Source organism: Blastocatellia bacterium (assembly GCA_025054955.1).
Lineage (GTDB): Bacteria > Acidobacteriota > Blastocatellia > HR10 > J050 > JANWZE01.
Genome location: JANWZE010000100.1, coordinates 35376 through 60197 on the forward strand (window position 1 = coordinate 35376; position 24822 = coordinate 60197).

17 protein-coding genes are annotated in these 24822 nt (G+C 55.8%); 11 read left to right on the forward strand and 6 right to left on the reverse strand.

Translation table 11 applies throughout. The features are described from left to right. Positions 1-151: 151 nt before the first annotated feature. The 4 genes from NZ823_12380 to NZ823_12395 form a co-directional block, all read right to left on the reverse strand. The gene (locus tag NZ823_12380) at positions 152-1774 is read right to left on the reverse strand and encodes a hypothetical protein (GenBank protein MCS6805919.1); all 1623 of its coding nucleotides are present in this window, start codon (positions 1772-1774) and stop codon (positions 152-154) included. Between the two features lie 79 nt (positions 1775-1853). Then, entirely contained in the window at positions 1854-3011 is a 1158-nt protein-coding gene (locus NZ823_12385; GenBank protein ID MCS6805920.1) for a radical SAM protein, read from the reverse strand. A gap of 94 nt (positions 3012-3105) precedes the next feature. Then, positions 3106-3888 carry a glycosyltransferase gene (locus NZ823_12390; protein MCS6805921.1) on the reverse strand — a complete coding sequence of 261 codons (783 nt, stop codon included), beginning with the start codon at positions 3886-3888 and terminating at the stop codon, positions 3106-3108. A 116-nt stretch (positions 3889-4004) separates the two neighbouring features. Then, complete coding sequence (locus NZ823_12395; GenBank protein ID MCS6805922.1) at positions 4005-5450, reverse strand: hypothetical protein; 1446 nt, start codon at positions 5448-5450, stop codon at positions 4005-4007. Between the two features lie 452 nt (positions 5451-5902). Between NZ823_12395 and NZ823_12400 the strand changes: the two genes are divergently transcribed. After that, positions 5903-6589 (forward strand): response regulator transcription factor, encoded by a 687-nt coding sequence (locus NZ823_12400; protein MCS6805923.1) that lies wholly within the window; start codon positions 5903-5905, stop codon positions 6587-6589. Between the two features lie 211 nt (positions 6590-6800). Here NZ823_12400 and NZ823_12405 read toward each other — a convergent pair whose 3' ends face one another. Beyond that, positions 6801-7436 carry a redoxin domain-containing protein gene (locus NZ823_12405; protein ID MCS6805924.1) on the reverse strand — a complete coding sequence of 212 codons (636 nt, stop codon included), beginning with the start codon at positions 7434-7436 and terminating at the stop codon, positions 6801-6803. A 429-nt stretch (positions 7437-7865) separates the two neighbouring features. Here NZ823_12405 and NZ823_12410 point away from each other — a divergent pair, with 429 nt between their 5' ends. The 10 genes from NZ823_12410 (at position 7866) to NZ823_12455 (ending at position 24355) form a co-directional block, all read left to right on the forward strand. Continuing rightward, the gene (locus NZ823_12410) at positions 7866-11105 is read left to right on the forward strand and encodes a TonB-dependent receptor (protein ID MCS6805925.1); all 3240 of its coding nucleotides are present in this window, start codon (positions 7866-7868) and stop codon (positions 11103-11105) included. A 151-nt stretch (positions 11106-11256) separates the two neighbouring features. Beyond that, entirely contained in the window at positions 11257-12759 is a 1503-nt protein-coding gene (locus tag NZ823_12415) for a hypothetical protein (GenBank protein MCS6805926.1), read from the forward strand. After that, positions 12752-13672 carry a tRNA pseudouridine(55) synthase TruB gene (gene truB, locus NZ823_12420; protein ID MCS6805927.1) on the forward strand — a complete coding sequence of 307 codons (921 nt, stop codon included), beginning with the start codon at positions 12752-12754 and terminating at the stop codon, positions 13670-13672. The genes NZ823_12415 and truB overlap by 8 nt, the downstream gene beginning before the upstream one ends. Before the next feature lie 132 nt (positions 13673-13804). Next, a complete protein-coding gene (locus NZ823_12425) occupies positions 13805-15745 on the forward strand; it encodes a PrkA family serine protein kinase (GenBank protein MCS6805928.1) in 1941 nt (646 codons plus the stop codon). 102 nt (positions 15746-15847) lie between these two features. Further along, complete coding sequence (yhbH, locus tag NZ823_12430) at positions 15848-17008, forward strand: sporulation protein YhbH (protein ID MCS6805929.1); 1161 nt, start codon at positions 15848-15850, stop codon at positions 17006-17008. A 65-nt stretch (positions 17009-17073) separates the two neighbouring features. Next, the gene (locus NZ823_12435; GenBank protein MCS6805930.1) at positions 17074-18483 is read left to right on the forward strand and encodes a SpoVR family protein; all 1410 of its coding nucleotides are present in this window, start codon (positions 17074-17076) and stop codon (positions 18481-18483) included. A gap of 650 nt (positions 18484-19133) precedes the next feature. Beyond that, positions 19134-20504 carry a sigma-54 dependent transcriptional regulator gene (locus NZ823_12440; GenBank protein ID MCS6805931.1) on the forward strand — a complete coding sequence of 457 codons (1371 nt, stop codon included), beginning with the start codon at positions 19134-19136 and terminating at the stop codon, positions 20502-20504. A 9-nt stretch (positions 20505-20513) separates the two neighbouring features. Further along, complete coding sequence (locus tag NZ823_12445; GenBank protein MCS6805932.1) at positions 20514-21881, forward strand: ATP-binding protein; 1368 nt, start codon at positions 20514-20516, stop codon at positions 21879-21881. 202 nt (positions 21882-22083) lie between these two features. After that, positions 22084-23337, forward strand: a complete 1254-nt coding sequence (locus NZ823_12450) for an efflux RND transporter periplasmic adaptor subunit (protein MCS6805933.1) — start codon at positions 22084-22086, stop codon at positions 23335-23337. A gap of 274 nt (positions 23338-23611) precedes the next feature. Further along, on the forward strand, positions 23612-24355 hold the full coding sequence (locus NZ823_12455; GenBank protein ID MCS6805934.1) for an ABC transporter ATP-binding protein: 744 nt from the start codon (positions 23612-23614) through the stop codon (positions 24353-24355). Between the two features lie 112 nt (positions 24356-24467). Here the strand turns inward: NZ823_12455 and NZ823_12460 are convergent. Further along, positions 24468-24822, reverse strand: a 355-nt coding sequence (locus NZ823_12460; GenBank protein MCS6805935.1) for a Uma2 family endonuclease, incomplete at its 5' end; no start/stop codon positions are given.

Sequence of the window (24822 nt, forward strand, 5' to 3'; positions counted from 1 at the left end):
TCGCTTAGCCTTTTTCGCGCACATGTGGGCTTGTCGCTCAAAGCTGAATCTATCGCGAGTCCGCATACCATTACCCACCGGCGCTGCACAAATCGGAACCGCCACAACCCAGGACAATAGGGTAAACGGGTCTACCTGAAGGGTGTGAAGGTTATTGGGCGAGGTTAGGAGAAGACCGCTCATCAGCCTGGGGCTTGACGGTTCCGGTTTCTGCAGCCGGTGATGGGGCCGGTGACGCCTCCAATACCTGATAGACCGTGGTGAATTTGTCAGAAAAAACCCGTTTCATGCGTGGGCTGGCGTCGGCAATCTCCATGAACTCATCATGCTTATTATCGGTGATGACATACTGGCAGCCGAACGTATGCAGAATCTCGTCCTCCGGCTGCTTGACTTTGCCGCGTGTAATCGCTTCCCAGCGACGAAACAGCCGCTCGTCCTTCAACCGCATGAAGTCTGGATCAAGTCCGACCAGATAGGTATTGTGCGTGTTGTAGAAAAATAGCATGGGGAAGTCATCCCAGTCGGTATGGAAGACGGTGGAGCCAGCCGGTGTGTTTTGGGCGAGCCACAGGGCGCCTCCCTTGTAGGCCTCCGAGGGCGGCCGGTCAGCAATATCTTCACGTACAGCACGGATGCTCCGTTGGCAGGCCAACAGCACAAGCAACATCAGCGCAACAAAGCTCACCACGCGCACTTCGTTCCTCAGAAGCCGCGAGAAATCCAGATTCTTCAGCGCGTCCCGCAGCGAAAAAGCCAGTAGCATGATGGCCGTTGGCGGGAAATACTCAACAAAACGCCGCGACTTGAGCAGCAGGAAAAAATACATGGTTGACGTGAGCAACCAGAACAAGCGCGGCTTATCCTTGAGCCATTCATCGCGATTCGTAATCAACAAGGATGTCAGGTATGACAACACAGCGACCAAGGAGAGCGTCAAAAACAACCACGAATTGTACGGATACCACTCCGAGCCGACCGAGGTTTGATACTCCGTCGCAAATAACTTGGGGACGACATGATTCCACATGAACACGAGATTGCGCGGGAAATACGGGTGCAGGACCAGACCGGCGATCAGCCCAACGCCGAGCGCCACGATCAATCTGTACTCGATCTTTCTTTCGACGATGTAGTGTGTGGCGACGCCAAACAACACCAGCGGAATCAAAATGGGAAAGCTGTTATACGCCAACACAAACACAGCCGCCAAAACGGCCAGCCCCACCCCGTTGCGCGTCATCAGGAAGTGGAATGCAATCAACTGAAGCGCGAGGCTCAGACTTTGTCCGCGCGGCATGCTCATGCGATAGAGGAACGGACTGGATGAAGCAAACAACATAATCAACCAGAACAGCGGATATCGAATCCCATATCGCCAGATCACCAGATAGAAGACGGTGAAGGTCACCGAGGCAAAGGCAACCGGCGCCAACTTGGCAGCCAATCGCAAATCGCCAACCCAGGTGAAAGGAATTTGCAAAACGTGCATCAACCAGTGATGATCGGTGTAACCGGCTTCATCCAGCACGGTAAACTTCAGCCAAGGAAACGGCACCGTCCAGCCATGCTCGCGCATCAACTGAGCCATTTTGATGTGATAGTAACCGTCATAGTCCACAATGTTGGGTCCGGCAAATTGAATGTACGCTAACAACGTGCCGGAGAGGATCAAGGCAACCGCCCCATGCATCAACCATGCAACGCGCACACGGCCCAGGCTCCACGATCTTGCAGCGGCTGTCCATGCTCGAAGTTTTTCCGTACTTTCCATCTTTCCATCCACTTTCATCATGCGCTTTCGGGCATGCTCAATTATTTGCCAATGAGGGTGGCAAAAGCCAGAAAACAAACTAGTATGGCGTTTGAATGCCGGCCAGCCGGGCCATGCGCTCCACCGCAATGAGCGCCTTCTTGGTGACTGAGGCATTCAGCAGCGTTGCGCCCAGCACTTCGGGCACGCTCACCGTCGGTTGATTGCAACCTGCGCACAACGGGATCTCATGCTGGCGACCTTCCAGATGTTTGCGCCGCATATCCACCATCACCGGGCTGTTCCAAATCTCTTCCAACGTTTGCTGATGGATATTGCCCAGAACCGATTCGTGCAGGAAATCGTGACAGCACGAAACGGCCGTGCCATCGTAGTAGAATGCCATCTGCCGCCACAGCAAGAAACAGGGTTGACGGCGCCCGCTCTCCGCCTGAAGCACAATTTTTTTCTTCACACCAGTTCCATTGCCGTTGCCGGCGCTGCTTGCGCTCTGACCTGTCCCATTGCCCTGGCCGGTGCTGCTTGCGCTCTGACCTGTCCCATTGCCGTTGCCATTGGTCAGTTGAACCAGTTTCGGTTGATTGACGCTGCGGTCTTCGACATTTCCGGCAAAGTTGAAGAATCGCTTCAAGCGAACGGCATCAGCTCCTAGCTGTTTCCAGTGACGGTAAAACTGCTTGGCTTGATGCGCGTTCTCGTTCATCACGATCATTTGCATGACCGTGTACGGCCCTCGCCCTGCCGCGCGTTTCATTTGCAGAAATGTCTCTGCGTTTTCCACGACTTTGCGAAAGCTATCGGCGCCACGAATACGCCGGTAGGTCTCGCGGTCTTCGCCATCAATTGAAATGATCAGGTCGGCCAATTTGGAGTTGATCAGTATCTCGGCCCGGCGCCGATCCAGGATGGTGCCATTGGTTGAAATGCCGGTTTGAATCCCCTTGGAGGCAGCATATTCGATGAATTCGCCAAACTGTGGATGCATCAACGGCTCACCTGCCAGGTGCAGATAGGTGAATTCTAGATACTGGCTGGCTTGGTCAATGATGCGTTGGAATGTTTCCATCTTCATGTTGCCCAGCCCACGCTCAGCATTGTCGTCGCGCGGGCACATAATGCACTTGAGATTGCAGCGACTGGTCAGTTCGATTGAAAACTCAATCGGCATCCCGTCACAGAGCGCCCGGCGACCCAAGTAATCTCTGGCGATTCGGATGCGATTTGTCAGCGAATTCATAATGCCTCCTCCAGGGCGAGCAATCGGCCATCAGCGGTCAGCCGACCAGCCACTCGCCGCGCCGGCAGCCGACCGCTGATGAGCACCTTACTGCCTAATGAAACAAAGAGCATAGATAGAGCCAAATGATGCGCGAGGAAATTTTACTCTGCCCTCGATGCCGGGGATCAAATTCATACCCGATCTCCCTGACATCGGTCGAACGGGGCAATTGCTTGAGCAGATCGAATAAGACTTTGTATCCGCCCAACTCAAACGATTGCCTGTTCGTTTGAATGATCTGCTGAACAAGCGCCACCTGTCCGGCAAAAAACCCTGACATGCAATCGGTGCAGCGCGCCGCGCCTGATAGCCTCAGCCGCAGCCGCCCCGACACTGTGGCCACTTTGGAAATCAACCACCGGTGCGGCGCAACCTTAAATCGCCGGCGTGTCGCTACGACCAACGAGGCGCCCTCCTGGAGGGCCGCCATCAGCCGGCGCACAGCCTCTGGCGGATGTTGCAAATCACCATCCATGACCGCGAAATACTCGGTCGTCACCTGTTTGAGGGCGTCCAGGACACTGGCCGTCAACCCACGAACACATTCGCGCCGCCACAGCAACTGAACACGAGGATTGAAACGAGCCCGTGCCATGACTTCCTCACGGGTTCGATCGGTCGAATCATCATCGGCCACAATCACGTGCAGACCAGGATAATGATAGAGCAGGTAATCCAACAACTCTCCGATGTTCCCTTCCTCATTCAGCGTCGGAATGATGACCGTGAGCTGCTCATAATCGGTTACAACAACGCACGACTCGTCTACACCAACGGATTCTCGGCTGGGAATGACCGGACTCGCGACTTGTATGATTGATGCGTGACTGCTCATAGCTTTTCTCCTTGCAATACAGCCCCGACGGACAACGTTGCTGGTTAATCCGAAACTCACGGCCATGCTGTCTCATCCAGTGACCAGAGTTTCGGATTACCGGCTGCAAGACACGACTAGACCCCGTTATCGTTATCGTTGTCGTTATCGTTATCGTTATCGTTGTCGTTGTCGTTATCGTTATCGTTATCGTTATCGTTGTCGTTGTCGTTGCCGTTGCCGTTATCGTTATCGTTGCCGTTGCCGTTACCGTTATCGTTGTCGTTGTCGTTGTCGTTGCCGTTGCCGTTATCGTTATCGTTGTCGTTGCCGTTGCCGTTACCGTTTCCGTTGTCGTTGCCGTTACCGTTGCCGTTACCGTTGCCGTTGTCGTTGTCGTTGCCGTTGCCGTTACCGTTGCCGTTACCGTTACCGTTTCCGTTGCCATTACCGTTGCCATTGCTGTTCTGTTCAGCTTCAGCAGCGGTTTCAACGGCCTGTTGTGTGGTGGCACGTGCAGAGTCGTCAGCGGTCAGAGCGGCATCAACACTTTGATCGAAACTGCCCTGCGCGTGCGCTGATTGAGCCATGCTCAGATGCGCTTCAGCTTGACTCAGTTGAGCCTGAAGTGCGCTGGTTTGGGCGCCGAAAGCGGCGGCCAACGCGATGGCCTGACGAGCTTGGGCAATGCTGGCTTGGGCTCCGGCAATTGCGGACGATGATTCGGGCGGACCGGCTTGTGTTTCCAAACGGCCCTTGTAACGGAGTTCACTTCGTCCTGAGCTATTCGTGGTGAAGGAAGTCACCCGGCCACCATTTAGTTCAAGCGTGAACGGCGGATTGACATCCAAATCGTCAATGCTCAGCTCAAATTGCTGATCAAGTCCCCCGGCTGTCAGCTCTGTGACTGTAATTGTCGCTTGTCCTTTTGCATTGGGGTCCACTTGCGTTGGCTGCAAGGTGACTCGGGACGTCGTCTTAGATGGAGCGAAACGTCCTTGCAAAACCACCTTCCCTTCGGCGTTCAGAATCCGAATGGAGGTCATCGTGGCGAGGTTTGCTTGCGACACAAGATCGTAAGAGCCGCTCAGCCGAATGGCTCGACCATCAGCGCTCAGGAGTTCAACCGTATCAAACTGAGTGACAGCAGGCGCTGTGATGGGCAACCGTTGTTGACCGGCTGTGGGTTGTTGACCACGCACATAGGTCACCTGAAGACCGCCCCGGCTGTTGGCTTGCAACTGATCCAAGCGCCGGCCATTGACAAACAGTTGTACCCGCTCATTGGCCATAAGCTTGTACACATCAAGGGAAAAAGTTTCTACCGTGCGCCCATTACGAACGACTGATTTGACAGTGGCACTCCCATAAGCCCGCAACACAGTATCCGTTGTGGTTAACTCGATGCGCCGGTAGGTAAGCTGTCGGTTAGAAGTTTGGGCTTCAACAACCGTCGTGGTGGTCCAGTGCCAGTTGGAATGCCCTCCGCTCAACGCCACCCCAACGGTGATAATGGCCATCAGTAGCGGAGTTGTCCATCGCCGCCAAAGATTTGGCAGGTTGGAAAGCTTGTATGTTGTCATGTTGAGTTCCTCCAAAATTTTAATGTTGTCGCCCAAATTTCCTTCACGTCCTTATAGAGGCGGAGCGCACCCGAAAAGATACATCGTTCTCAACATTTTTTCGCCCATGAACCACCGTGGAATGCTTTTAGGTGTCGTGGATTGGCGGAATTGCTCATGCCCTCTGGGCACACCACGAAATGACGAAAATGTTATTTTCATGGCAGCACGGGCGGGAACGGCTATGCCGCATTCAGTCGCCCCTATGCGATGGCACGCCACGAAAATAGGTCACAGGCAGGAACGCCTGTGCCACATTGCCTGAGCAGCCCAGGCGGGATGTTTGTGTCACATTCGCATAAGGAGTCGGGCCTCTGTTCACTGGCGTGCTGGTCTTCTTGCAAAGAACATAAACACAAATATACCAACGTCAACGGCAGAAATTCATGCTATACTTCACGCCGCTCACTGGCATGCGCGTATTGCTCGTCGAAGACGAACGAAAAATGGCTGAGTCGCTGAAACGCGGCTTGCAAGAAGAAGGCTACGTCGTTGACATTGCGCGCGACGGCGAAGAAGGCTGGCATTACGGCACTCAATACAGGTATGACGTGATCATTCTCGATATCGTATTGCCGGTTCGCAGCGGCATTGAGCTGTGCCGAGAATTGCGCCGACAAAAAATCAAGACACCAATTCTGATGCTGACAGCCCGCGATACGGTTGAAGCCAAGGTTGAGGCACTTGATAGCGGTGCTGATGATTACCTGACAAAACCGTTCGCTTTTGCCGAGTTGCTGGCGCGGCTGCGGGCGCTACAACGACGCGGCCAACTAGACCCATCACTACAACTGCACGCTGCCGATTTGGTGCTCGATCCGGTGACCCGACGGGTCAGCCGCGCCGGCCGTGACATCACGCTGACGCCAAAGGAATTCGCCTTGCTCGAATGCTTGCTGCGGCACAAGAACCGTATCCTGTCGCGAGCCATCCTCGCTGAAGCCGCTTGGGGCGAGAGCTTCGACGCCCTGACCAACGTGATTGATGTCTACATCAACTACCTGCGCAATAAAATTGATCGAGACTTTGAACCGAAATTGATCCATACCATTCGAGGCGCCGGTTACATGCTCAAGGATGAACCGGTTCGCGATTCGTGAGCCGTGAGCCGGGATTCGGGATTCGTGAGTAGTGATCCGTGATCTGTGGTTCGTGAGCGGGGTTCGTGAGCCGGGATTCGTGAGTCGGGAGCTGGGATTCGGGGTTTGTGAGCCGAGGTTCGTGAGCCGTGAGCCGTGAGCCGTGACTCAACGTGTGAGCCTCTATCCTCGTCGCGGGTCGAGGATCGTGATTCAGAAAACGAGCTCCACTTCACGGGATACGCGCCAGCTCTTGCAGAATTTGCTCCGGGCGCGGGCGTAACCGGACGTTCTCAGCAAGATTGCGCCAGCGGATGATACCCTCGCGGTCAATGATAAACGTGGCTGGACGCGCGATGTCACGACCATTGTTGCCGCCCCGATGCCGTACGCCATAGGCATCAATGGTCTTCAATTCAGGATCAGACAGAAGAGGGAAGGTGAGCTTCAGGTCGGTTGCCAATTTCCTATTCTGTTCTACCGAATCCACACTGATGGCAATGAGCGCAGCATCAGCAGCGGCAAACTGATTGAGTGAGGCCTGCAAACCTTGCAGTTCTGACCGACAGAAGACTCACCAATAGCCTCGATAAAACGTCACGACCAATTTCTTCCCGCGAAAACTACTCAAACTTGCCGGCAGCCCGTTTTGATCGCTGAGGGCGAAATCCGGCGCGCGTGTCAATGTTTGGGCCGTCTCGGTCAAGGCAGGCAACTGAGCAGCAAGAAACAGACCGTAGCAAAACAAACCCGTCAGCGTCAGTGAAACAAGCAATCCAACGACGCTGAGCCTTTTGCCTCGATACAGCAGAGGTTGCTTGACGGCTCGCCAAAGCCCCAGAGCCGAGACGAGCACACCGGCAATCATCAGCGGCAGGTTAATCCACGGAAAATCGCGCAGCGCCGGCACGCGCACTGTCGGTATGTATGTGAGCAAGCCAACCAGCGACAACAACACACCGACCCAGATGGCATGATTGCGACGCGGCAATGCTTTGCCCGCTGCGAGCGACGGGACTTGATGTTCCAGAGACACGCCGCTTCCTCCTCTTCATGGTTTGGCCCTCTATGATAGCCACTGCCCTGAGAAAGCGTCCAGGATGACGTTGATAGTGGTCATCAAAGGCAGTCAGGGACGCCTGGGACCGCGAAAAATTTTTTCTGGAGGTGAAGGATTTTTTGGAAAAATTCCGTCTTTTATAGGCAGAGGCGAGCCAGAAGCTACCGAGCGAACGACGCCGGATCAACGCCTCACAACACATTCAACAATTCAACACCGGATGGAGGAGACATGGGTATGAGAAGGCAAACCGAGCTGTGTTGGTTTTTTGTGATTGCAGTGATGACCGGCCCCGCGTGGTTGACGCGGATGTCGGTTCAAGCGGATGGTTTCCTTCAGACGAGTTTACAAGGACGTGTCCTGGATAGTCGGGGCGCGGCCGTCGTCGGCGCGATTGTGAGCGCCCAGCATCAACAATCAGGCTCCGTTCACACAGCCGTTAGCGAGCAGGACGGACGCTATGAGCTGACAGGCTTGCCACCGGGTGATTACTCGGTCAATGCCCAGTCCACCGGTTTCCGTCCATCTCAATCAATCTTGATCACGCTCGCTGTCGGCCCTCCTGTGCTTCACGATTTTTATTTGGAACCAGCTCCGATCATCGAACAAATTGACGTGTCTGCGGGCCAGGATACTGTCGCTGGCATGACGATAGACAGCAGCGAGATTGAAGACACGCCGCTGAACGGGCGCAATCCGCTCGATCTCGTTTACCTGTCGAGCCAAGCACAAGCGCCGCCACTGGAGACCCTTGATCTGGGCGATCCGGCAACTCGCGATGATGTTGTTAACACCCCGCGCGACGCTGGATTGTTCGCGCTCAACGGCGGACGAGCCAACTCCAACAACGTCACCATTGATGGGCTGGACAATAACGACGACCGGCTGGCACGCGAGCGCACCCGACCGAGCTTGGAAGCAATTGAAGAAGTTCGCATCATCACCAATCGCTTCGCCGCCGAATATGGCCGCGCCGGTGGAGCACAGATCAACTTCCGCACACGAGCTGGCAGCAACAAGGTGCACGGCGCCGCCTTCTTCGGCTTTCAAGACGAGAGCCTCAACGCCAACAGTTTCTTTCGCAACGCGCGCCGACAAGGCCGACTACCGTTTCAACGACGTGAAATCGGCGGACGCCTCAGCGGTCCCCTAAAGCGCAACCGGCTGTTTTTCTTCGGCAGCTACGAGCGCCAGGATGAACCCGATACCGATTCGATTGTGGCGTTGTTACCCGTCAATCCACAACTGAACCCACGTTATCCGCTGGAGCAAATTCCTACAGGCCGACCTTTCACCCGCGATGGCGTACAGGTGGGCCTGTATGAAGAAGACGTTCAGGCATCAGGCCAACGCAGCACGGTGCTGGCTCGCTTTGATATTCGGCTCTCGCCACATCACCAATTCTATATTCGGACGGACCGTACGTGGAGTGATCGGCTGCGCTCACGTGAGCAGGGCGCAACATTGCGTTCGGCGTTGCTGAGTCACCGGCGCAATTCAAGCGCCTATGCGTTTCAGCATTACTGGAAGTTTTCGGGCAATGCGCTCAATCATCTCCGGTTTCAATACGCCACGCTTGTGCCTCAATATGTGCAAACAGACACGCGGCCTGGGGTGATTGTTGGCACGAGTCGCGGGTTGGACTTCGGCACATTTGGCGAATTTGCCAGCGGATTCCGCGCCGGTGCGGGTGGTTTTCCTGAAACGTTGACCGAGCGGCGCTTTCAACTGGCCGATACGCTGGCCTGGCCGCGAGGCGCCCATCAGTTCAAATTCGGCGCAGAGGCGCTCTATCTGCGCTCCGCCATCACGCCAGGGCATCTATTCGGCGGATTCTACAACTTCCCCAGCTTCGGCGAATTTGCCCAAGGCCAACCCTCGCGATTTCGGCAGCGCATCGGCGATGCTCGGCAGATTGTATCGAACACGATCCTCGGCGCCTTTGCTCAAGATGAATGGCGATGGAGGCCGAATCTGACGATCAGCTACGGTCTGCGCTACGACCTTGAAACGTTGCTCTCTGACGACAACACCAACTTCAGTCCACGGCTGGCTTTTGCCTGGGCCCCCTTCGCCAAAGGTGACACCGTCATCAGAGGTGGGGCTGGCATCTTCTACAATCGCGTGCTGCTGCGCAGCTTTGAAGAATATGCCGTCAACTCGCGCTTGTACGAAATTGATTTGGGCGATGCTCCAGGAGCGACCGGCCCGATTGACGCTTTGAGGCGGATTGGTGGCTTCCCCAATATCTTTCCCAACGATCCACGCCATCCGCTGGTCGAAGGCTTGATTCGCCCGATTCTCAATACACGTCAATTGAGCGACGACCTGCGCTTGCCCCGGAGTGTGCAGTTCAGCCTGAGCATTGAGCATGAGTTGTCAAGAGAGTTTTCACTGAATCTCCACTATGCCTACAATCGCTCGCTGCGGCTTTGGCGGGAGCAGAACATCAATGCGCCCGTGCCACCGGCTGGCGGTTGGGTCGAATTTCTCTTGAACCCGCCGGTTGGAGCGCCCGGAGTAGTCGTATTGCCGGATGGGCGCACGGCCTTTGATAATCGCGCACGGCAGATCACCAACGTCAATCTTGGATTTGTGCGATTCGATCTGTCTGATCAACGCTTTCGTGACCAAGGACGCGGCGCGACCGGCATTCGCACATTCGGTCTGAATGCCCTCCCAAGTAGCTCCGCAACAACCAATCCGATCTTTGCCGCGCAGAATGCGGTTCGTTGGCGACGACCCAATCCGGAGCTGGGCGAAATCGGACGATTGGTGTCGGATGGCCGATCGCTCTATCATGGCGTGACCATTAGCCTGTCCAAGCGGTTCGATCGTGGCATGTGGTTGGCCGGGTCCTACACGTGGTCGAAATTGATTGATGACGTGGTGCTCAACACACACTCGCCGATGGACGAATTTAACCTGCGCTTGGAGCGCGCGCTGGGCACCACCGATGCGCGGCATCGAGTGGTGCTGCGTGGACGTTATACTTTGCCCGGCATTTTGGCAGGCTTGGAATTGTCGCCGTTGATCACGCTCATGTCAGGCCGACCCTTCAACATTACGACAAACGGACAGGATCGAAATCTGACCGACACGTTCACCGACCGGCCGCATTACCTGGGCACCGAACCGATTCGCTACATCAGGCCAGGCGACACGGCAGCCTCAGAAGCTGCTACTGCGCTCTTTCGCTTGGCCACCATCGGGAGCAACGGAACGCTAGGGCGCAATGCCGGTCGTGGTCCGGCCAATGCGTGGTTCAACCTGCGCGTCTCGCGAAAGATTCAGATCAACGAACGGTTCCGCCTCAGACCGTGGGTTGACATCTACAATGTGCTGAACAAAGCGAACTTTCTCATGAATGGGTTCTATGGACCTCTGGATACGCGCAATGATCTGTCTGTCTTTTTGCAGCCACGCGCCGCGCGAAAACCACGCAACATAGATGTTGGAATTCGGTTGGAATTTTAATCGTTCGGCGATGTGCTCACGACATCTCCGTTGGCGCGAGCGTGGTGCAGAGTTTTGTTTATAAACGACCATTCTGAGCCGGCGACAGTCTTGGCGCGCGCCCGCCTCTGAGCTTGCCAAAAGAAGCCGAGCAAAGCAGACTCAAACAGCGATGTTAACCGATCTGTGGCGAGCCAAGTACGAAATTGAACGCTTCCTCTCTCGAGCCCAGCGGTGGCATGGCACGCGCGATGGCGTGCCCATTGATGCATTCGAGAGCCGCTGCATGGCTGTTTCATGTGAATTTGGCAAACTCATCTTCAGTTTGTGGGGTGACGACTTCGCAGAAAGCTGGCGCATTGATGATTATCAAATCACAGCCAATCGCTTACAGCTTCGGTTGATCCGCCAAGCAGGCCGCCAGCATGTTCACGTGGAGCTATGGCCGCTCGACTCAGTCGAAGAATTGCCAGCGGATATTCGTCAGCGCCGACTGCTCTTCCAGCAACGGCTTTGTCAACTCATCAGACAAACATTTCCTGGCGCCGTCATTGAACGTGTGACCACACAGCGAGATGATGCTCGGCAACTATCCGGCGTCTACACGCGGATGATTGTCTCACTAGGCCAAGAACGCTGTATTGCCATTGGCGTCAACCCACAGGAGAGCCAAAGCGCTATTGATGGGTTGCTCACCGCCGGCATTATCTGGTTTGATCGCGCCAGCCGGCGTCTGCGTGGTCGGGCGAACCGGCTCGCGCTACTGTCGCCGGCGGGGCGATCCACGAAGCTGGCCCGGCGACTGACGGCGATTCGCCCACCAGCCGGCGTTAGCATCGAACTCTATGAAGTGGATGAAGCCTCCGCTGCGCTGAGACCTGTTCGCCCGTTTGACCAGGGATCGCTGTTTGACCCAGTGCGAGATCGTCTGCCGCGCGCGAGCGAACCGGCGCCCCTCAATGCGCTGGTGGACCACGTGCTCCGAGATCATCCTGAACTGAAGGTCTATCGGCGACCGGGGCGGCCAGTCCAGTCGCTGAGAGTACATGGATTAGAAGTCGCCCAGCTCAGCGGCGGCAAGCTGCGCTTCGGCCTCGGCGAGAATAAACAACTGTTGGAAAGCAACGACCTGACACCACTGAATCGTTTGATTGAGCAGGTCGCGCGGATTCGTTGCGCGCAAAGCGAACAAAAGTGGCATGCCCTGTATCGGCAGCAAGCTGAACGGTGGTTGGAAGAGATGATTCGTCAAAACGTGCAGGCGCTGGATGTTAATCTGGACGCACGCTACATCTATCCGCAGGTCCCGACACTTTCAGACGACGAATACGACTTGGTAGACTTGTTAGCGATCACCGAAGCAGGTCGTTTGGTGGTGATTGAACTGAAAGTGAAGGAGGACATGGAGCTACCGCTTCAGGCGCTCGACTACTGGTTACAAGTTGAGTGGCACCGGCAACGCGGTGACTTCCAACGACGCGGCTATTTCCCCGACCGACAACTAAGCGATGAGCCGGCCCTTTTGTTCTTAGTTTGCCCTCTCTTACGATTCCACCGCACATTCGACTTAATTGCTCATTGGATTGACCGGCGTATACCAGCATATAAAATTGGTATCAATGAGAATTGGCGTAATGGAGTGAAGGTGTTGATCAAGGAGCATGTTCATGGGTGATGTCAGTGGGTTGTTGATCATTGATAAGCCTGAAGGGCTCACGTCTCATGACGTGGTCGTGCGCGTTCGGCGCGCGTTGGGAATCAAACGCATCGGCCACACGGGCACGCTGGACCCGATGGCCACTGGCGTGCTTGTTCTGTGTGTCGGCCAAGCGACTCGGCTACAAAAGTTTCTCACCGGCAGCGAGAAAGAATATCTGGCCCGCGTGCGTCTTGGGCTGGCCACTGATACGCATGATCGAACCGGAAATCCATTATCACCCATTGTGGCATCTAACGGCGTGATGAAGCACGAAATTGAAGCGGTGCTGGCTGGTTGGCGTGGTTGGCGCGAACAAATCCCTCCGATGTACTCTGCCAAGAAACAAGCTGGGACACGACTGTACAAACTGGCGCGGCAAGGGCGCGAGGTGGCGCGTCAACCCGTTCGCGTGCAGATTCATGAATTGGAACTGGTGGGGCAAGAGCCGATGCCGTTGCAACGGCACGCCGATGGCACAACCGACTTTTCACTGCGCGTCCGCTGCTCAGCCGGCACGTATATTCGCAGCCTGGCTCATCAGATTGGGCAACAGCTCGGCTGCGGAGCGCACCTGATCGCGCTGCGGCGAACGGCTGTCGGGCCGTTCAGTCTTGATCAAGCAAGGCCGTTGCATGAAGTTGAACAACAGGCCCGAGCGGGTCGGGTAACGGAATTGTTGATTCCTCTTTCACAAATTCCCCTGCCGTTCCCAACAACGGAGCTTTCATCGGTCGAAGCTGATCGGTTGCGGCATGGTCAGGCAATACTACGAACGGAGACGACCGAGGGAGTCTACCGAAGGCTTGTTGATACGAGCGGCATGTTGATTGGCATTGGACAGGTCACCGACAATGGGCAACGCATTCAACCGTGCGTGGTATTTTGTTGATTCGTCAGTGGCGTTCTGTGTATACTGTAGCTGTCGGCGTTGACCGACACGCGAAATGGCTCTTTACCAGATTGAGGCAACCAATGTGAGGCGTCATCCCGCTGGCATCGAGCCGGCGGAAGGAGGCGAGCAATGACGGAGCAGGAGAACAACAAGGGACTTGATTTATACAAGTTGCTCGAAGGTCACCGGCAAGAACGCGAACGGCTGCGGTGGGAAGGCAACTTCCGAGAATACTTCGAGCTGGTTACAGCCAGGCCGCGACTGGCGCGGCTGGCGCATGCGCGTATCTGGGATATGATCGTTGCGGCGGGCGTGGAGAAGCTCAACGAGGGCACGCCCGACGAAGTCACCCGGTATCCATTCTTCTCACGCGAACTCTTTGGCATTGACAAGTCAATTGAAAAGATCGTCGAGTACTTCAAATCGGCAGCTCAACGCTTGGAAGTACGCAAGCGCATTTTGCTGCTGATGGGACCAGTCGGTGGCGGAAAATCTACGCTCGTGACGTTGCTCAAGCGCGGCCTGGAGCAGTACACCCGCACCGACGAAGGCGCTGTGTTTGCGATCAAAGGCTGCCCGATGCACGAAGAGCCGCTGCATCTGATTCCACATGAGCTGCGACCAGAGATCGAACGCCATTATGGTCTCTATATCGAAGGCGACCTGTGCCCGCGCTGTCAGTATAACCTCGAACACGTGTTCCATGGTCGTCATGAAGATGTGCTGGTCGAACGCATTGTGTTCTCAGAAAAGGAGCGAATTGGCGTCGGCACGTTCGCCCCAAGCGACCCGAAGAGTCAAGACATCACGGAACTGACCGGCTCGATTGACCTTTCGACTATCGGCGAAGTCGGCGTCGAATCTGACCCACGCGCCTACCGCTTCGATGGCGAATTGAACATCGCCAATCGCGGCCTGATGGAATTCGTCGAGATGCTGAAGGTGGACGAGAAGTTCCTTTACTCGCTGCTGACCCTCTCGCAAGAGCAGTCCATTAAAACGGGACGGTTCGCTATGATCTATGCCGATGAAGTCATCATCTCGCACACCAACGAGAATGAGTACAACAACTTCGTCGGAAACAAAAAGAATGAGGCGCTGCAAGATCGCATCATCATGATCAAAGTGCCGTACAATTTGAAAGTCAGCGAAGAGGAGAAAATCTATAAGAAATTGCTCGATCAGAGCGACGTTCCCGGCTCGATCCACATTGCCCCGCATACGCTGAAGGTCGCCGCCATGTTTGCCATTCTCAGCCGATTGGAACCGTCCAAGCGGCAGAACGTTGACCTGCTCAAGAAGATGAAAGTTTATGATGGCCAGGATGTAGACGACCTGAAAGCCAAGGACGCGCGCGAATTGCATGAGGAAGCGGAGCGCGAAGGCATGGATGGCATTTCTCCGCGCTATATCATCAATCGTCTGTCTAACGCGCTGGTGCGTGAAGGCATTCAGTGCTTGACGCCAATTGACGCGCTGCGGGCCATCCGCGACGGATTCGATCAACACACGGGCATTTCCGCCGAAGACCGTGAGAAATACCTCAACCTGATCGCGCTGGTGCGCAAAGAATATGACGAACTCGCCAAGAATGAAGTGCAACGCGCGTTTGTCTATTCGTTCGAGGAGATGGCGCGCACGCTCTGCGAGAAATACCTGGACAACGTCGAAGCATACTGCAACAAGGATAAGATCAAAGACCCGCTGACGGAGGAAGAATTGGAGCCGGATGAGAAACTGATGCGCTCGATTGAAGAACAAATCGGCGTCTCTGAAAACGCCAAGAACACATTCCGGCAGGAGATTCTGATCCGCATTTCTAGCTACGCGCGCAAAGGTCAGATGTTCGACTATCGTTCGCATGAGCGCTTGCGCGAGGCGATTGAAAAGCGCATCTTCGCTGACCTGAAAGATGTGGTGAAGATCACCACCACAGCCAAGACAAAAGACCCCGACCAATTGCGCCGCATCAATGAAGTCATTGACCGGCTTGTCAAAGAGCACGGCTACTGCGTCGTGTGCGCCAATGACTTACTCAATTACGTCGGCACATTGCTGTCGCGAGCCTAGTTCAACAGGGGACGTATGGGCGCAGGACAGACTTAGGGCGCGACGGTGACGCGCTCTAATGCCACTGCCCATACAACCCACCGGCTTCCGAAAGGAGATATTATGAGTGTTCGACGCAACGATTGGTCGCTCCAACGCAAAGGAGCGATGGATCAGGAGCGCCACAAAGAGCGGGTGCGTGAAGCCATCCGTAAGAATTTGGGTTCGATCATCTCCAACGAATCTATCATTCTCTCGGACGGACGCAAGACAGTCCGGATTCCGATTCGCTCACTGGACGAATACCGCTTCCGTTATGACTTCCGCAAGAAACAACACGTCGGGCAAGGCAACGGCCAAAGCAAAGTCGGCGATGTGATCGCACGCGAAGACGCCGGACAAGGCCCCGGTCGCGGCCCCGGCGCCGGAGATAAACCGGGTGTGGATTACTATGAAGCCGACGTCGAGATTGACGAAATCGCCAAGCTCATCTTTGACGATTTGCACCTCCCCTACATGGAGGAGAAATCAAAGCAAGCAGTCCAATCACGCAAAATTGAATTCAACGAAGTGCGCCGCACCGGCGTGCTACCCAACCTGGACAAGCGCCGCACCATCCTGGAAAACATGAAGCGCATGGCGCAAGAAACAGGCCGAGCCGCGCTCGGACCGATCAAGAAAGAAGACTTGCGTTTCCGCAGTTGGGATGAAAAGGTCAAGTATGAATCCAATGCCGTCGTGCTGGCCATGATGGACGTCAGCGGCTCAATGGGCGAATTCAAGAAATACATTGCCCGCTCGTTTTATTTCTGGATGGTGCGGTTTCTGCGCACCAAGTATGATAACGTCAAGATCGTCTTCATCAGTCATCATACGGAAGCCAAGGAAGTCACCGAAGAGCAGTTCTTCACCCAAGGTGAGTCCGGCGGAACGGTGGTCAGCTCAGCTTATCGGCTGGCGCTGGACATCATCAAACAGCGATTCAACCCGGCGGATTGGAACATATACCCCTTCCACTTCTCCGATGGTGATAACTACTACTCCGATAATGATGAAGCCGTCAGACTCGCTGACGAATTGATCGCCACGTGCAATCTGTTTGGCTACGGAGAAATCGGCGAAGAAGAATTCTCCAGTTATCGTCGCGCTTCGGGCGCCTTGCTCTCCATTTTTGAGGAACGATTGAAAAACAAAGACCGGTTCCTCGGTGTGCGCATTGACACCAAGGAGGATGTTTACCCCGCGCTCAAAGCCTTCTTCGGAAAGCGAGGTGAGGTGGTTTAGAAACTGCCGCTGGTGGCCCCTCCAACCAGATGTGACACTAACAAGTGGACGGTGAATACGTCAGTATGATCAACGACGAAATCCAACAGCTTGAAGCAGCGATTGATCAAATCTGGGAGAAAGGAACCCAGATGGGACTGGACCCTTACCCGACTCACTTTGAGATCGTGCCGGCGTCGGTCATGTATGAAATCGGCTCATACGGTCTGCCAGGACGCTACTCGCACTGGACGTTCGGCAAGGCCTATCACAAGATGAAAATGATGTATGACTTCGGATTGTCTCGCATCTACGAAGTGGTTATTAACACCGATCCGGCCTATGCCTTCTTGCTGGAAGGCAATTCGCTCGTCCAAAACAAAATGATCATCGCTCACGTCATGGCGCACGTAGACTTTTTCAAACACAACGTCTACTTCTCGCCGACGAATCGCAACATGCTCGACATTGTAGCCAATCATGCGGCCCGCATCCGTGAGTACGAATTCAAATACGGGCAGAAAACCGTCGAAGCATTCCTGGACGCCGTCCTTTCCATTCAAGAGCATATTGATCCAAATTTCTTCATCCGCAAGCCGGAGACTCCGCCCGAACAAACCGCTCAGGAGAAACGTCCACGCCGGCGGAGCCCCTATGACGATCTGTTTGAGAAAGATGAGAATCAGGCTCCCGCCACGTCTGAAGAGTCACCCCCGCGTGAGCCACCGCAACCAGAAAAAGACATCGTCTACTACATCATGAAAAACTCCCCAGTCCTTGAACCCTGGCAACGAGACATCATGGGGATGATTCATGAAGAAACAGCCTATTTCATCCCGCAAATGCAGACGAAGATCATGAATGAGGGCTGGGCTAGTTTCTGGCACTCGCGTATCATGCGCGAAATCGGATTGAGTGACAACGAGCTGTTGGAATTCGCTCATCTGCACTCGGCTGTCGTCTCACCCCATCGCGGGAGCCTCAATCCGTACTACGTCGGCTATCGCATTCTGGAAGACATTGAAAAACGCTGGGACAACCCGACCGAGGAAGAACGCGAGCGGTACAGACGACGAGGCGGCGAAGGGCGGCAGAAATTGTTTGAGGTCAGACAGCTCGACAACGACATTTCATTCTTGCGCAATTATCTGACCAAAGAACTCATCGAAGACTTAGACTTGTTCATCTTTCAATTGCGCGATGAAGAGGAATGGGTGATTACCGACAAGAACTGGGAACATGTGCGAAACCAACTCGTCGCCGATATGACCAACTTTGGATTCCCGTACATCGAAGTCCTCGATGCTGATTACAATCGCAACCGAGAATTGTACCTACGGCATCGCTTTGAGGGCGCCGAGCTTGATCTGGATTACGCTCAGAAGACCTTGGAATATGTTTACAAATTATGGGGCCGCTCCGTGTACCTGGAAACGGTCGTGGATAATGAACCGCTGGTCATGGGCTACGACGGGAAAGAGCATTGGGAGGAATGACCGCCTTCAGCGCAAGCCGCGACGACATTAGTAGCGATTTTCAATTGCTTTTAGCCTGAGGGCTTCGTATCTTGCAGGCCAATGCAGGCTGGAGCGTGCGCCTCTCAGGATAAACTCATTCACAAACCGCCCTAACCAAATTGGCATTGACTGCACCACCCACATCCGCCACGCATAGCATCTGCCACAACCCACAATGACGCCCGACCAACCAGAACGGTTTGCCAATTCATTTACGCTGCGACGCCCGCTAGCAGGTGTCAACCAGCCAGGTTGCGAGCGCTCGCAGAGAAAGGCAAATTGAAAATCGCTATAAGTTCTGCGCATCATGGCTGAATCTGTCTTTAAGGTGACATGAACTGGGTCAGACCCTCCGTCCCTCCTGGTAGGGGTTTCGCTCACCGGCGCACGGTTCCTAGCGAGGTGATTCGCTCGTCCCAGGCTAGTTCCTGCTGCTTCTACGCGGGCTAACGTGGCGCTCAAACCCAGCTTTTTACTTTTCACCGACAGCGACGGAGGCGGCCATTTGATTGTAGTCGTATAGTGACGCGGCCTGTCTGATTTCAGTGCGAGGCCATCTCAGCGAGATGTAGATCAGTTGCTGGTCTTTCCACGCAACTCTGAAGTAGAATAGCGCCGGTTGGCTGTTTATGAAGACTCACCAGGAGGCGCCCGCACGCGTGTTGATTGCCGATGACCAGTCCGATGTGCTGGAAGCTCTTCGCTTGTTGCTCAAGACCGAAGGGTATCAGATCGAGATGGCGCGTTCTCCGGCAGACATTTTAGAGGCGCTGGAGTCCCGCGATTTCGACGTTGCTTTGATTGACCTCAACTATGCGCGAGACACCACCTCCGGCAAGGAAGGACTGGACGTGCTCTCTCGCATTCAGCGTCTGGATAGCACGCTTCCGGTCATCGTCATGACGGCTTGGGGAAGCATCGAGCTGGCCGTAGAAGCAATGCGCCGAGGAGCGCGCGATTTCATTCAAAAGCCCTGGGACAACGCTCGGCTTCTGAGCATCGTGCGCACGCAGGTCGAGCTGGCGCGAGCGCTTCGGCGCGGTCAGCAACTGGAAGCCGAGAATCTAATGCTCCGCCGCGAGGTTCACCCAACGTTGATTGCTGAATCTCCCGCCATGAAGTCGGTGCTCGATCTTATTGCTCGCGTCGGCCCAGCGGATGCCAACGTGCTGATTACGGGCGAAAGTGGAACCGGCAAAGGAGTCGTCGCCCAGGCGCTTCATGCGGCTTCCCCGCGCGCGGCCCGGACGATGGTGACGGTGAATGTGCCTGCCCTCTCCGAAGCCCTCTTTGAAAGCGAACTCTTCGGTCACGTCAAAGGAGCTTTCACCGATGCCAAGACGGACCGCGTCGGTCGGTTTGAGCTGGCCGATGGAAGCACGTTGTTCTTAGATGAAATTGCTCACATTCCTCTGGTGCTTCAAGCCAAACTGCTCCGAGCTATCGAAACCGGCGAATTCGAGCGCGTCGGATCCTCCCGGACTCGCCGCGTGGACGTTCGCATCATCTCGGCCACCAATGCCGATCTGAGCGAGGAAGTCGCCCGAGGCCGCTTCCGTCAGGATCTTCTTTTTCGACTCAACACGGTAGAGATTCATCTGCCGCCGCTCTGCGACCGACGCGAAGATATTCTACCGTTGGCTAAGCATTTCCTCAGCCTCTACTGCCGGCGTTACCGAAAGGACATCCGAGGCTTTGATGATGCGGCCCACCAGGCTTTGCTGAATTACTCCTGGCCGGGGAATGTTCGGGAACTGGATCATACGATCCAGCGGGCCGTGCTCATGGCGGAGGGAGAGGTTTTAAGAGAATTTGATCTCGGTTTGCGCTCGGGCCGTGAGCTTCGGGCTCGGCTCGACGATTTGAGTCTGGAAGAAGTCGAACGCTTGCTGATTCAAAAAGCCCTCGCTCGCTTCGGCGGCAATGTCAGTAAGGCAGCGGAACTTCTGGGATTGAGTCGCAGCGCCCTCTACCGGCGCATTCAAAAACACGGATTATGAGATACGCTGATGGCTGACCGCCCTCGTCTCCCGGCGCGAAAACTTACCTTTGAGCACCGCTTTCTTCTGCTGGCGCTCCTGGGAGGGCTTCCGGCCGTTCTGATCCTGCTTCTGTTCCTCTGGAGTGAGGATTACACGGCCAAGGTGCAGTGGACGCTGACGGTGCTGATCCTGAGCGTCTGGCTGGGAACGGCCTTTGCTCTTCGGGAGCGCGTCGTGCGATCGCTTCAGACGCTCTCCAATATCCTGGCCGCACTGCGTGAAGGGGACTATTCGATCCGTGCTCGCGGCGCACGCCGTAACGATTCTCTCGGTGAAACCCTGCTGGAGGCGAATCTGCTGGGAGAGGTCCTGCGCGAGCGGCGATTGGGAGCCGTCGAAGCGACGGCGTTGCTGCGCAAAGTCATGGCTGAGATTGACGTGGCAGTGTTCGCCTTCGACGGCGCACAGAGGCTGCGGCTCATCAATCGCGCCGGTGAACGCTTGCTCGCTCAACCGGCTGAGAAGCTTCTCGGTCGCCCGGCTGCCGACCTCGGCCTGAGCGAATGCCTCGACGGCGAGGCCGTGCGAACGCTGGAGAAAAGTTTCCCCGGCGGCGCCGGGCGCTGGGGCATGCGCCGCAGTAGCTTCTGGCAAGAAGGCATCCCGCATCACTTGCTTGTGCTCGCTGACCTGAGCCGCGCCCTGCGAGAAGAAGAGCGCCAAGCCTGGCAACGGTTGATTCGGGTGCTCGGTCATGAGCTGAACAATTCGCTGGCTCCCATCAAATCCATGGCCGAGACGCTGGAACGCTTGCTTGGTCGAGAGCCGCGCCCAGAGGATTGGAAGGAAGACCTAGCGCGCGGACTGGCGGTGATTCGCGCTCGCGCCGAATCGCTCAGCCGATTCATGGAGAACTATGCGCGACTGGCTCGCTTGCCACCGCCTCGGTTGCAGCCGCTCGATGTGGGCACACTGGTGCGACGAGTGATCGAACTGGAAACGCGCATGAAGGTGGCGCTTGTCGCCGGACCGAATGTGACCATTCACGGAGATGCCGATCAACTGGAGCAGCTTCTCATTAACCTCGTGCGCAACGCAGTAGATGCGGCGCTGGAGACAGGCGGCGGCGTGGAAGTCGGTTGGACGACCAATGAAACCTCTCTCGATGTGTGGGTGACGGACGAAGGTCCGGGCCTTGCGAATACCGAGAATCTGTTCGTGCCGTTTTTCTCCACCAAACCGGGAGGATCGGGAATCGGTTTGGTCTTGAGTCGGCAGATCGCCGAGGCTCACGGCGGCAGCCTCACGTTGGAGAATCGCCCGACGGGACGTGGCTGCCAGGCCCGGTTGCGCCTTCCTCTTCCCTCGTCTTGGAATCATGCTCAAAAGTTTTAGCGCGGAGGGCAGCCCCGACTAATGCAAGCAATGCGGCTTGCGTGAATGTTCGCTTTTGGGACGGTCACGTCTCAGAAGTGGACACTTTCTAACACACCGAGCCGAGACTGCCATCATTAATCCACACTTTTGAACAAACTTGCATCGCGCGAGCAAAATGGCACGGCAGTTGCCCAAAGAAACATTCTGGAGGCACGAGCGAATGGACATACCACGACCGTCGGTAGCTCGTCGGAAACGCCTTCGCCGCGCCCTGTATGGGCTGATCGGTCTTGGGCTGATCGTGCTCATTACCGTTGGCGTGTCACGATTGAAGCCCGCGCCGCCGAGCGTCGAACGAGCAACGGTGTGGATTGACACGGTGAAGCGCGGTCCCATGCTGCGGCAGGTGCGAGGACTGGGTACGCTCGTCCCCGAAGAAATTCGCTGGATTCCTGCCGCTACGGAAGGGCGGGTCGAGCGACGGCTCGTTCAACCCGGAGCCGTGGTGAAATCCGACACTGTGTTGCTGGAGCTGAGCAATCCTGAACTCGAACAAGCCGCCCTCGAAGCCAAGATGCAACTGCGAGCTGCCGAAGCCGAGTACACCAACTTGCGCGTGCAACTGGAGAGCCAGCTTTTGACCCAGCGAGCACAAGCGGCAGCCGTGCAAGCGGAGTATCATCAGGCCAAACTTCAAGCGGAAGCCAATGAAGAGTTGGCAAAAGATCACTTGATTTCAGACTTGATATTGAAGCTCTCTCAGGTTCGAGCCGAAGAACTCTCTACCCGTTTCGAGATTGAGCAAAAGCGCCTGGCGATCATGGCCGAATCGGTGAAAGCGCAGTTGGCCGTGCAGCAAGCGCGGGTGGAGCAACTACGGGCGCTCTACGAACTGCGGCGCAGTCAGGTCGAAGCATTGCACGTGCGAGCAGGCACGGGCGGGGTGCTCCAACAGGTACTCGTCGAGGTCGGCCAGCAGGTCACCCCGGGCACCAATCTGGCGCGCGTCGCCGATCCCACACGCCTTATGGCGCAAATCCGAATTCCGGAAACTCAAGCGAAGGATGTTCAAATCGGCCAAACGGCTGCCATTGATACGCGCAACGGGATCGTTCCGGGGCGCGTCGTGCGCATTGATCCGGCTGTGCAGAATGGAACCGTCACCGTGGATGTAGCTCTCGAAGGCCCCCTGCCCAAAGGATCACGCCCCGACTTGAGCGTGGACGGAACTATCGAAATCGAACGACTGGAGGATGTCCTCTACGTCGGTCGTCCGGCCTTTGGCCAGGAGAAAAGCACGGTCGGCCTCTTCAAGCTCATCAACGGCGGCCGCGAGGCCGTTCGTGTGCCCGTGAAGCTGGGTCGTAGCTCCGTCAACACCATCGAGATTCTCGATGGGTTACAACCCGGCGATCAGGTTATCCTGTCGGACATGTCCGCCTGGGATGCTTTTGATCGCATCCGTCTGAATTAGAAATCCGAAGCACGAAATCCGAAACAAATTCAAATGATCAAATCACGAAATCAAAAACCTTGGTTGGTTTCTCATACCAATTGCCGAGTGAAGATCGCAGCTCGTCGCTCGCTCGGTTCACGTCTCGGCATGCTTTTTGGCTTCATCAACGTGTGTCTTTTCCGCCGCAATTGGTATCAGTCGTTGTCGAAGAGTGTTTGGAACATTTTGTTTTGACTTTGGAGATTGTTTCGGATTTCGAGATTCAAATTTCGGACAGGCAAAGGGCAAAGATATGAAAAACAATAACCCACTAATTCGCCTTGAAGGCGTCACCAAGGTGTTCTACACGGAGGAAGTGGAAACCCATGCTTTGTCGGGCATTCACTTAGAGGTCAACCGGGGAGAATTTCTCTCGGTCGCGGGTCCTTCAGGCTGTGGGAAATCCACGTTGTTGTCGCTCATCGGTCTGCTCGATTCGCCAACCGAGGGAGAATACTGGCTCAACGGCCGACCCGTTGCCACGCTGTCGGCATCGGAGCGGACACGGATTCGTAATCGGGAGATCGGGTTCATCTTCCAGGCGTTCAATCTGATCGGCGACCTGACGGTGTACGAAAACGTGGAGCTGCCGCTGACGTATCGGAGAATACCTGCTGGTGAGCGGAAGAAGCGCGTTCAGGAGGCGTTGGAGCGCGTGGGCATGGCGCATCGGATGAGGCACTATCCGTCGCAACTGTCAGGCGGCCAGCAGCAGCGCGTCGCCGTGGCGCGGGCCGTGGTGGGTCAGCCGTCAATTCTGCTCGCCGATGAGCCGACGGGCAACCTGGATTCGACCAATGGAGAAGCCGTCATGGAGCTGTTGCGGCAGTTACACCGTGACGGCGCAACAATCTGTATGGTCACGCACGATCCGCGCTACGCCCGCTATGCCGAGCGCACGGTGCATCTGTTCGACGGACGCATTGTGGAAGAGGAGGAAGCCGCCCGCCGAGCGCACGAAGAAGAGCTTAAGCGAAGCGGCTTTGAGTTGGCATGATCGTGCTGCCTAACACCCTCTGTGACACTCCGGGTCAGGCATTATCGCTTGTCTCTGGGTATGCGTCGTCGTTGCTTGAGAAAACGGGGTCCAATCGGGATAGCAGTAACCCTCATGCAGCAGGCGAGGAGGTTGGATGATGAGGGGAATGAGATTGCAACCACTCATCGAAAGCGAGCAGGGCCTGAAGTTCGCCTTCGTCTCGCAGGCGAGTCAGAAACTCCGTCAGTACCCGACTGGTCAAAAGCGGCAGCGCCTGACTCTGCGCCGAAACCTCATAGCCCTCCCCGCGGAGCAGGTAGATCGTCACCTCCTTCCCATCGTAGCGCCAAACTTCCGGCACACCCAATGCCGCATAGATCGGCAGCTTGAACGTGGAATCGTGATGCACATCAATCTCCACAGCAATGTCCGGCGGCGGGTCCACCTCGAAGTTCAGCTCCAGCCGGGCGCCCAGCAGGTCGGCG

Bases quoted from the DNA above. Each gene is read 5' to 3' on its own strand.
- NZ823_12380 (MCS6805919.1), bottom strand. From the start codon at position 1,774: ATGGAAAGTACGGAAAAACTTCGAGCATGGACAGCCGCTGCAAGATCG.
- NZ823_12385 (MCS6805920.1), bottom strand. From the start codon at position 3,011: ATGAATTCGCTGACAAATCGCATCCGAATCGCCAGAGATTACTTGGGT.
- NZ823_12390 (MCS6805921.1), bottom strand. From the start codon at position 3,888: ATGAGCAGTCACGCATCAATCATACAAGTCGCGAGTCCGGTCATTCCC.
- NZ823_12395 (MCS6805922.1), bottom strand. From the start codon at position 5,450: ATGACAACATACAAGCTTTCCAACCTGCCAAATCTTTGGCGGCGATGG.
- NZ823_12400 (MCS6805923.1), top strand. From the start codon at position 5,903: ATGCGCGTATTGCTCGTCGAAGACGAACGAAAAATGGCTGAGTCGCTG.
- NZ823_12410 (MCS6805925.1), top strand. From the start codon at position 7,866: ATGAGAAGGCAAACCGAGCTGTGTTGGTTTTTTGTGATTGCAGTGATG.
- NZ823_12415 (MCS6805926.1), top strand. From the start codon at position 11,257: ATGTTAACCGATCTGTGGCGAGCCAAGTACGAAATTGAACGCTTCCTC.
- truB (MCS6805927.1), top strand. From the start codon at position 12,752: ATGGGTGATGTCAGTGGGTTGTTGATCATTGATAAGCCTGAAGGGCTC.
- NZ823_12425 (MCS6805928.1), top strand. From the start codon at position 13,805: ATGACGGAGCAGGAGAACAACAAGGGACTTGATTTATACAAGTTGCTC.
- yhbH (MCS6805929.1), top strand. From the start codon at position 15,848: ATGAGTGTTCGACGCAACGATTGGTCGCTCCAACGCAAAGGAGCGATG.
- NZ823_12435 (MCS6805930.1), top strand. From the start codon at position 17,074: ATGATCAACGACGAAATCCAACAGCTTGAAGCAGCGATTGATCAAATC.
- NZ823_12440 (MCS6805931.1), top strand. From the start codon at position 19,134: ATGAAGACTCACCAGGAGGCGCCCGCACGCGTGTTGATTGCCGATGAC.
- NZ823_12445 (MCS6805932.1), top strand. From the start codon at position 20,514: ATGGCTGACCGCCCTCGTCTCCCGGCGCGAAAACTTACCTTTGAGCAC.
- NZ823_12450 (MCS6805933.1), top strand. From the start codon at position 22,084: ATGGACATACCACGACCGTCGGTAGCTCGTCGGAAACGCCTTCGCCGC.
- NZ823_12455 (MCS6805934.1), top strand. From the start codon at position 23,612: ATGAAAAACAATAACCCACTAATTCGCCTTGAAGGCGTCACCAAGGTG.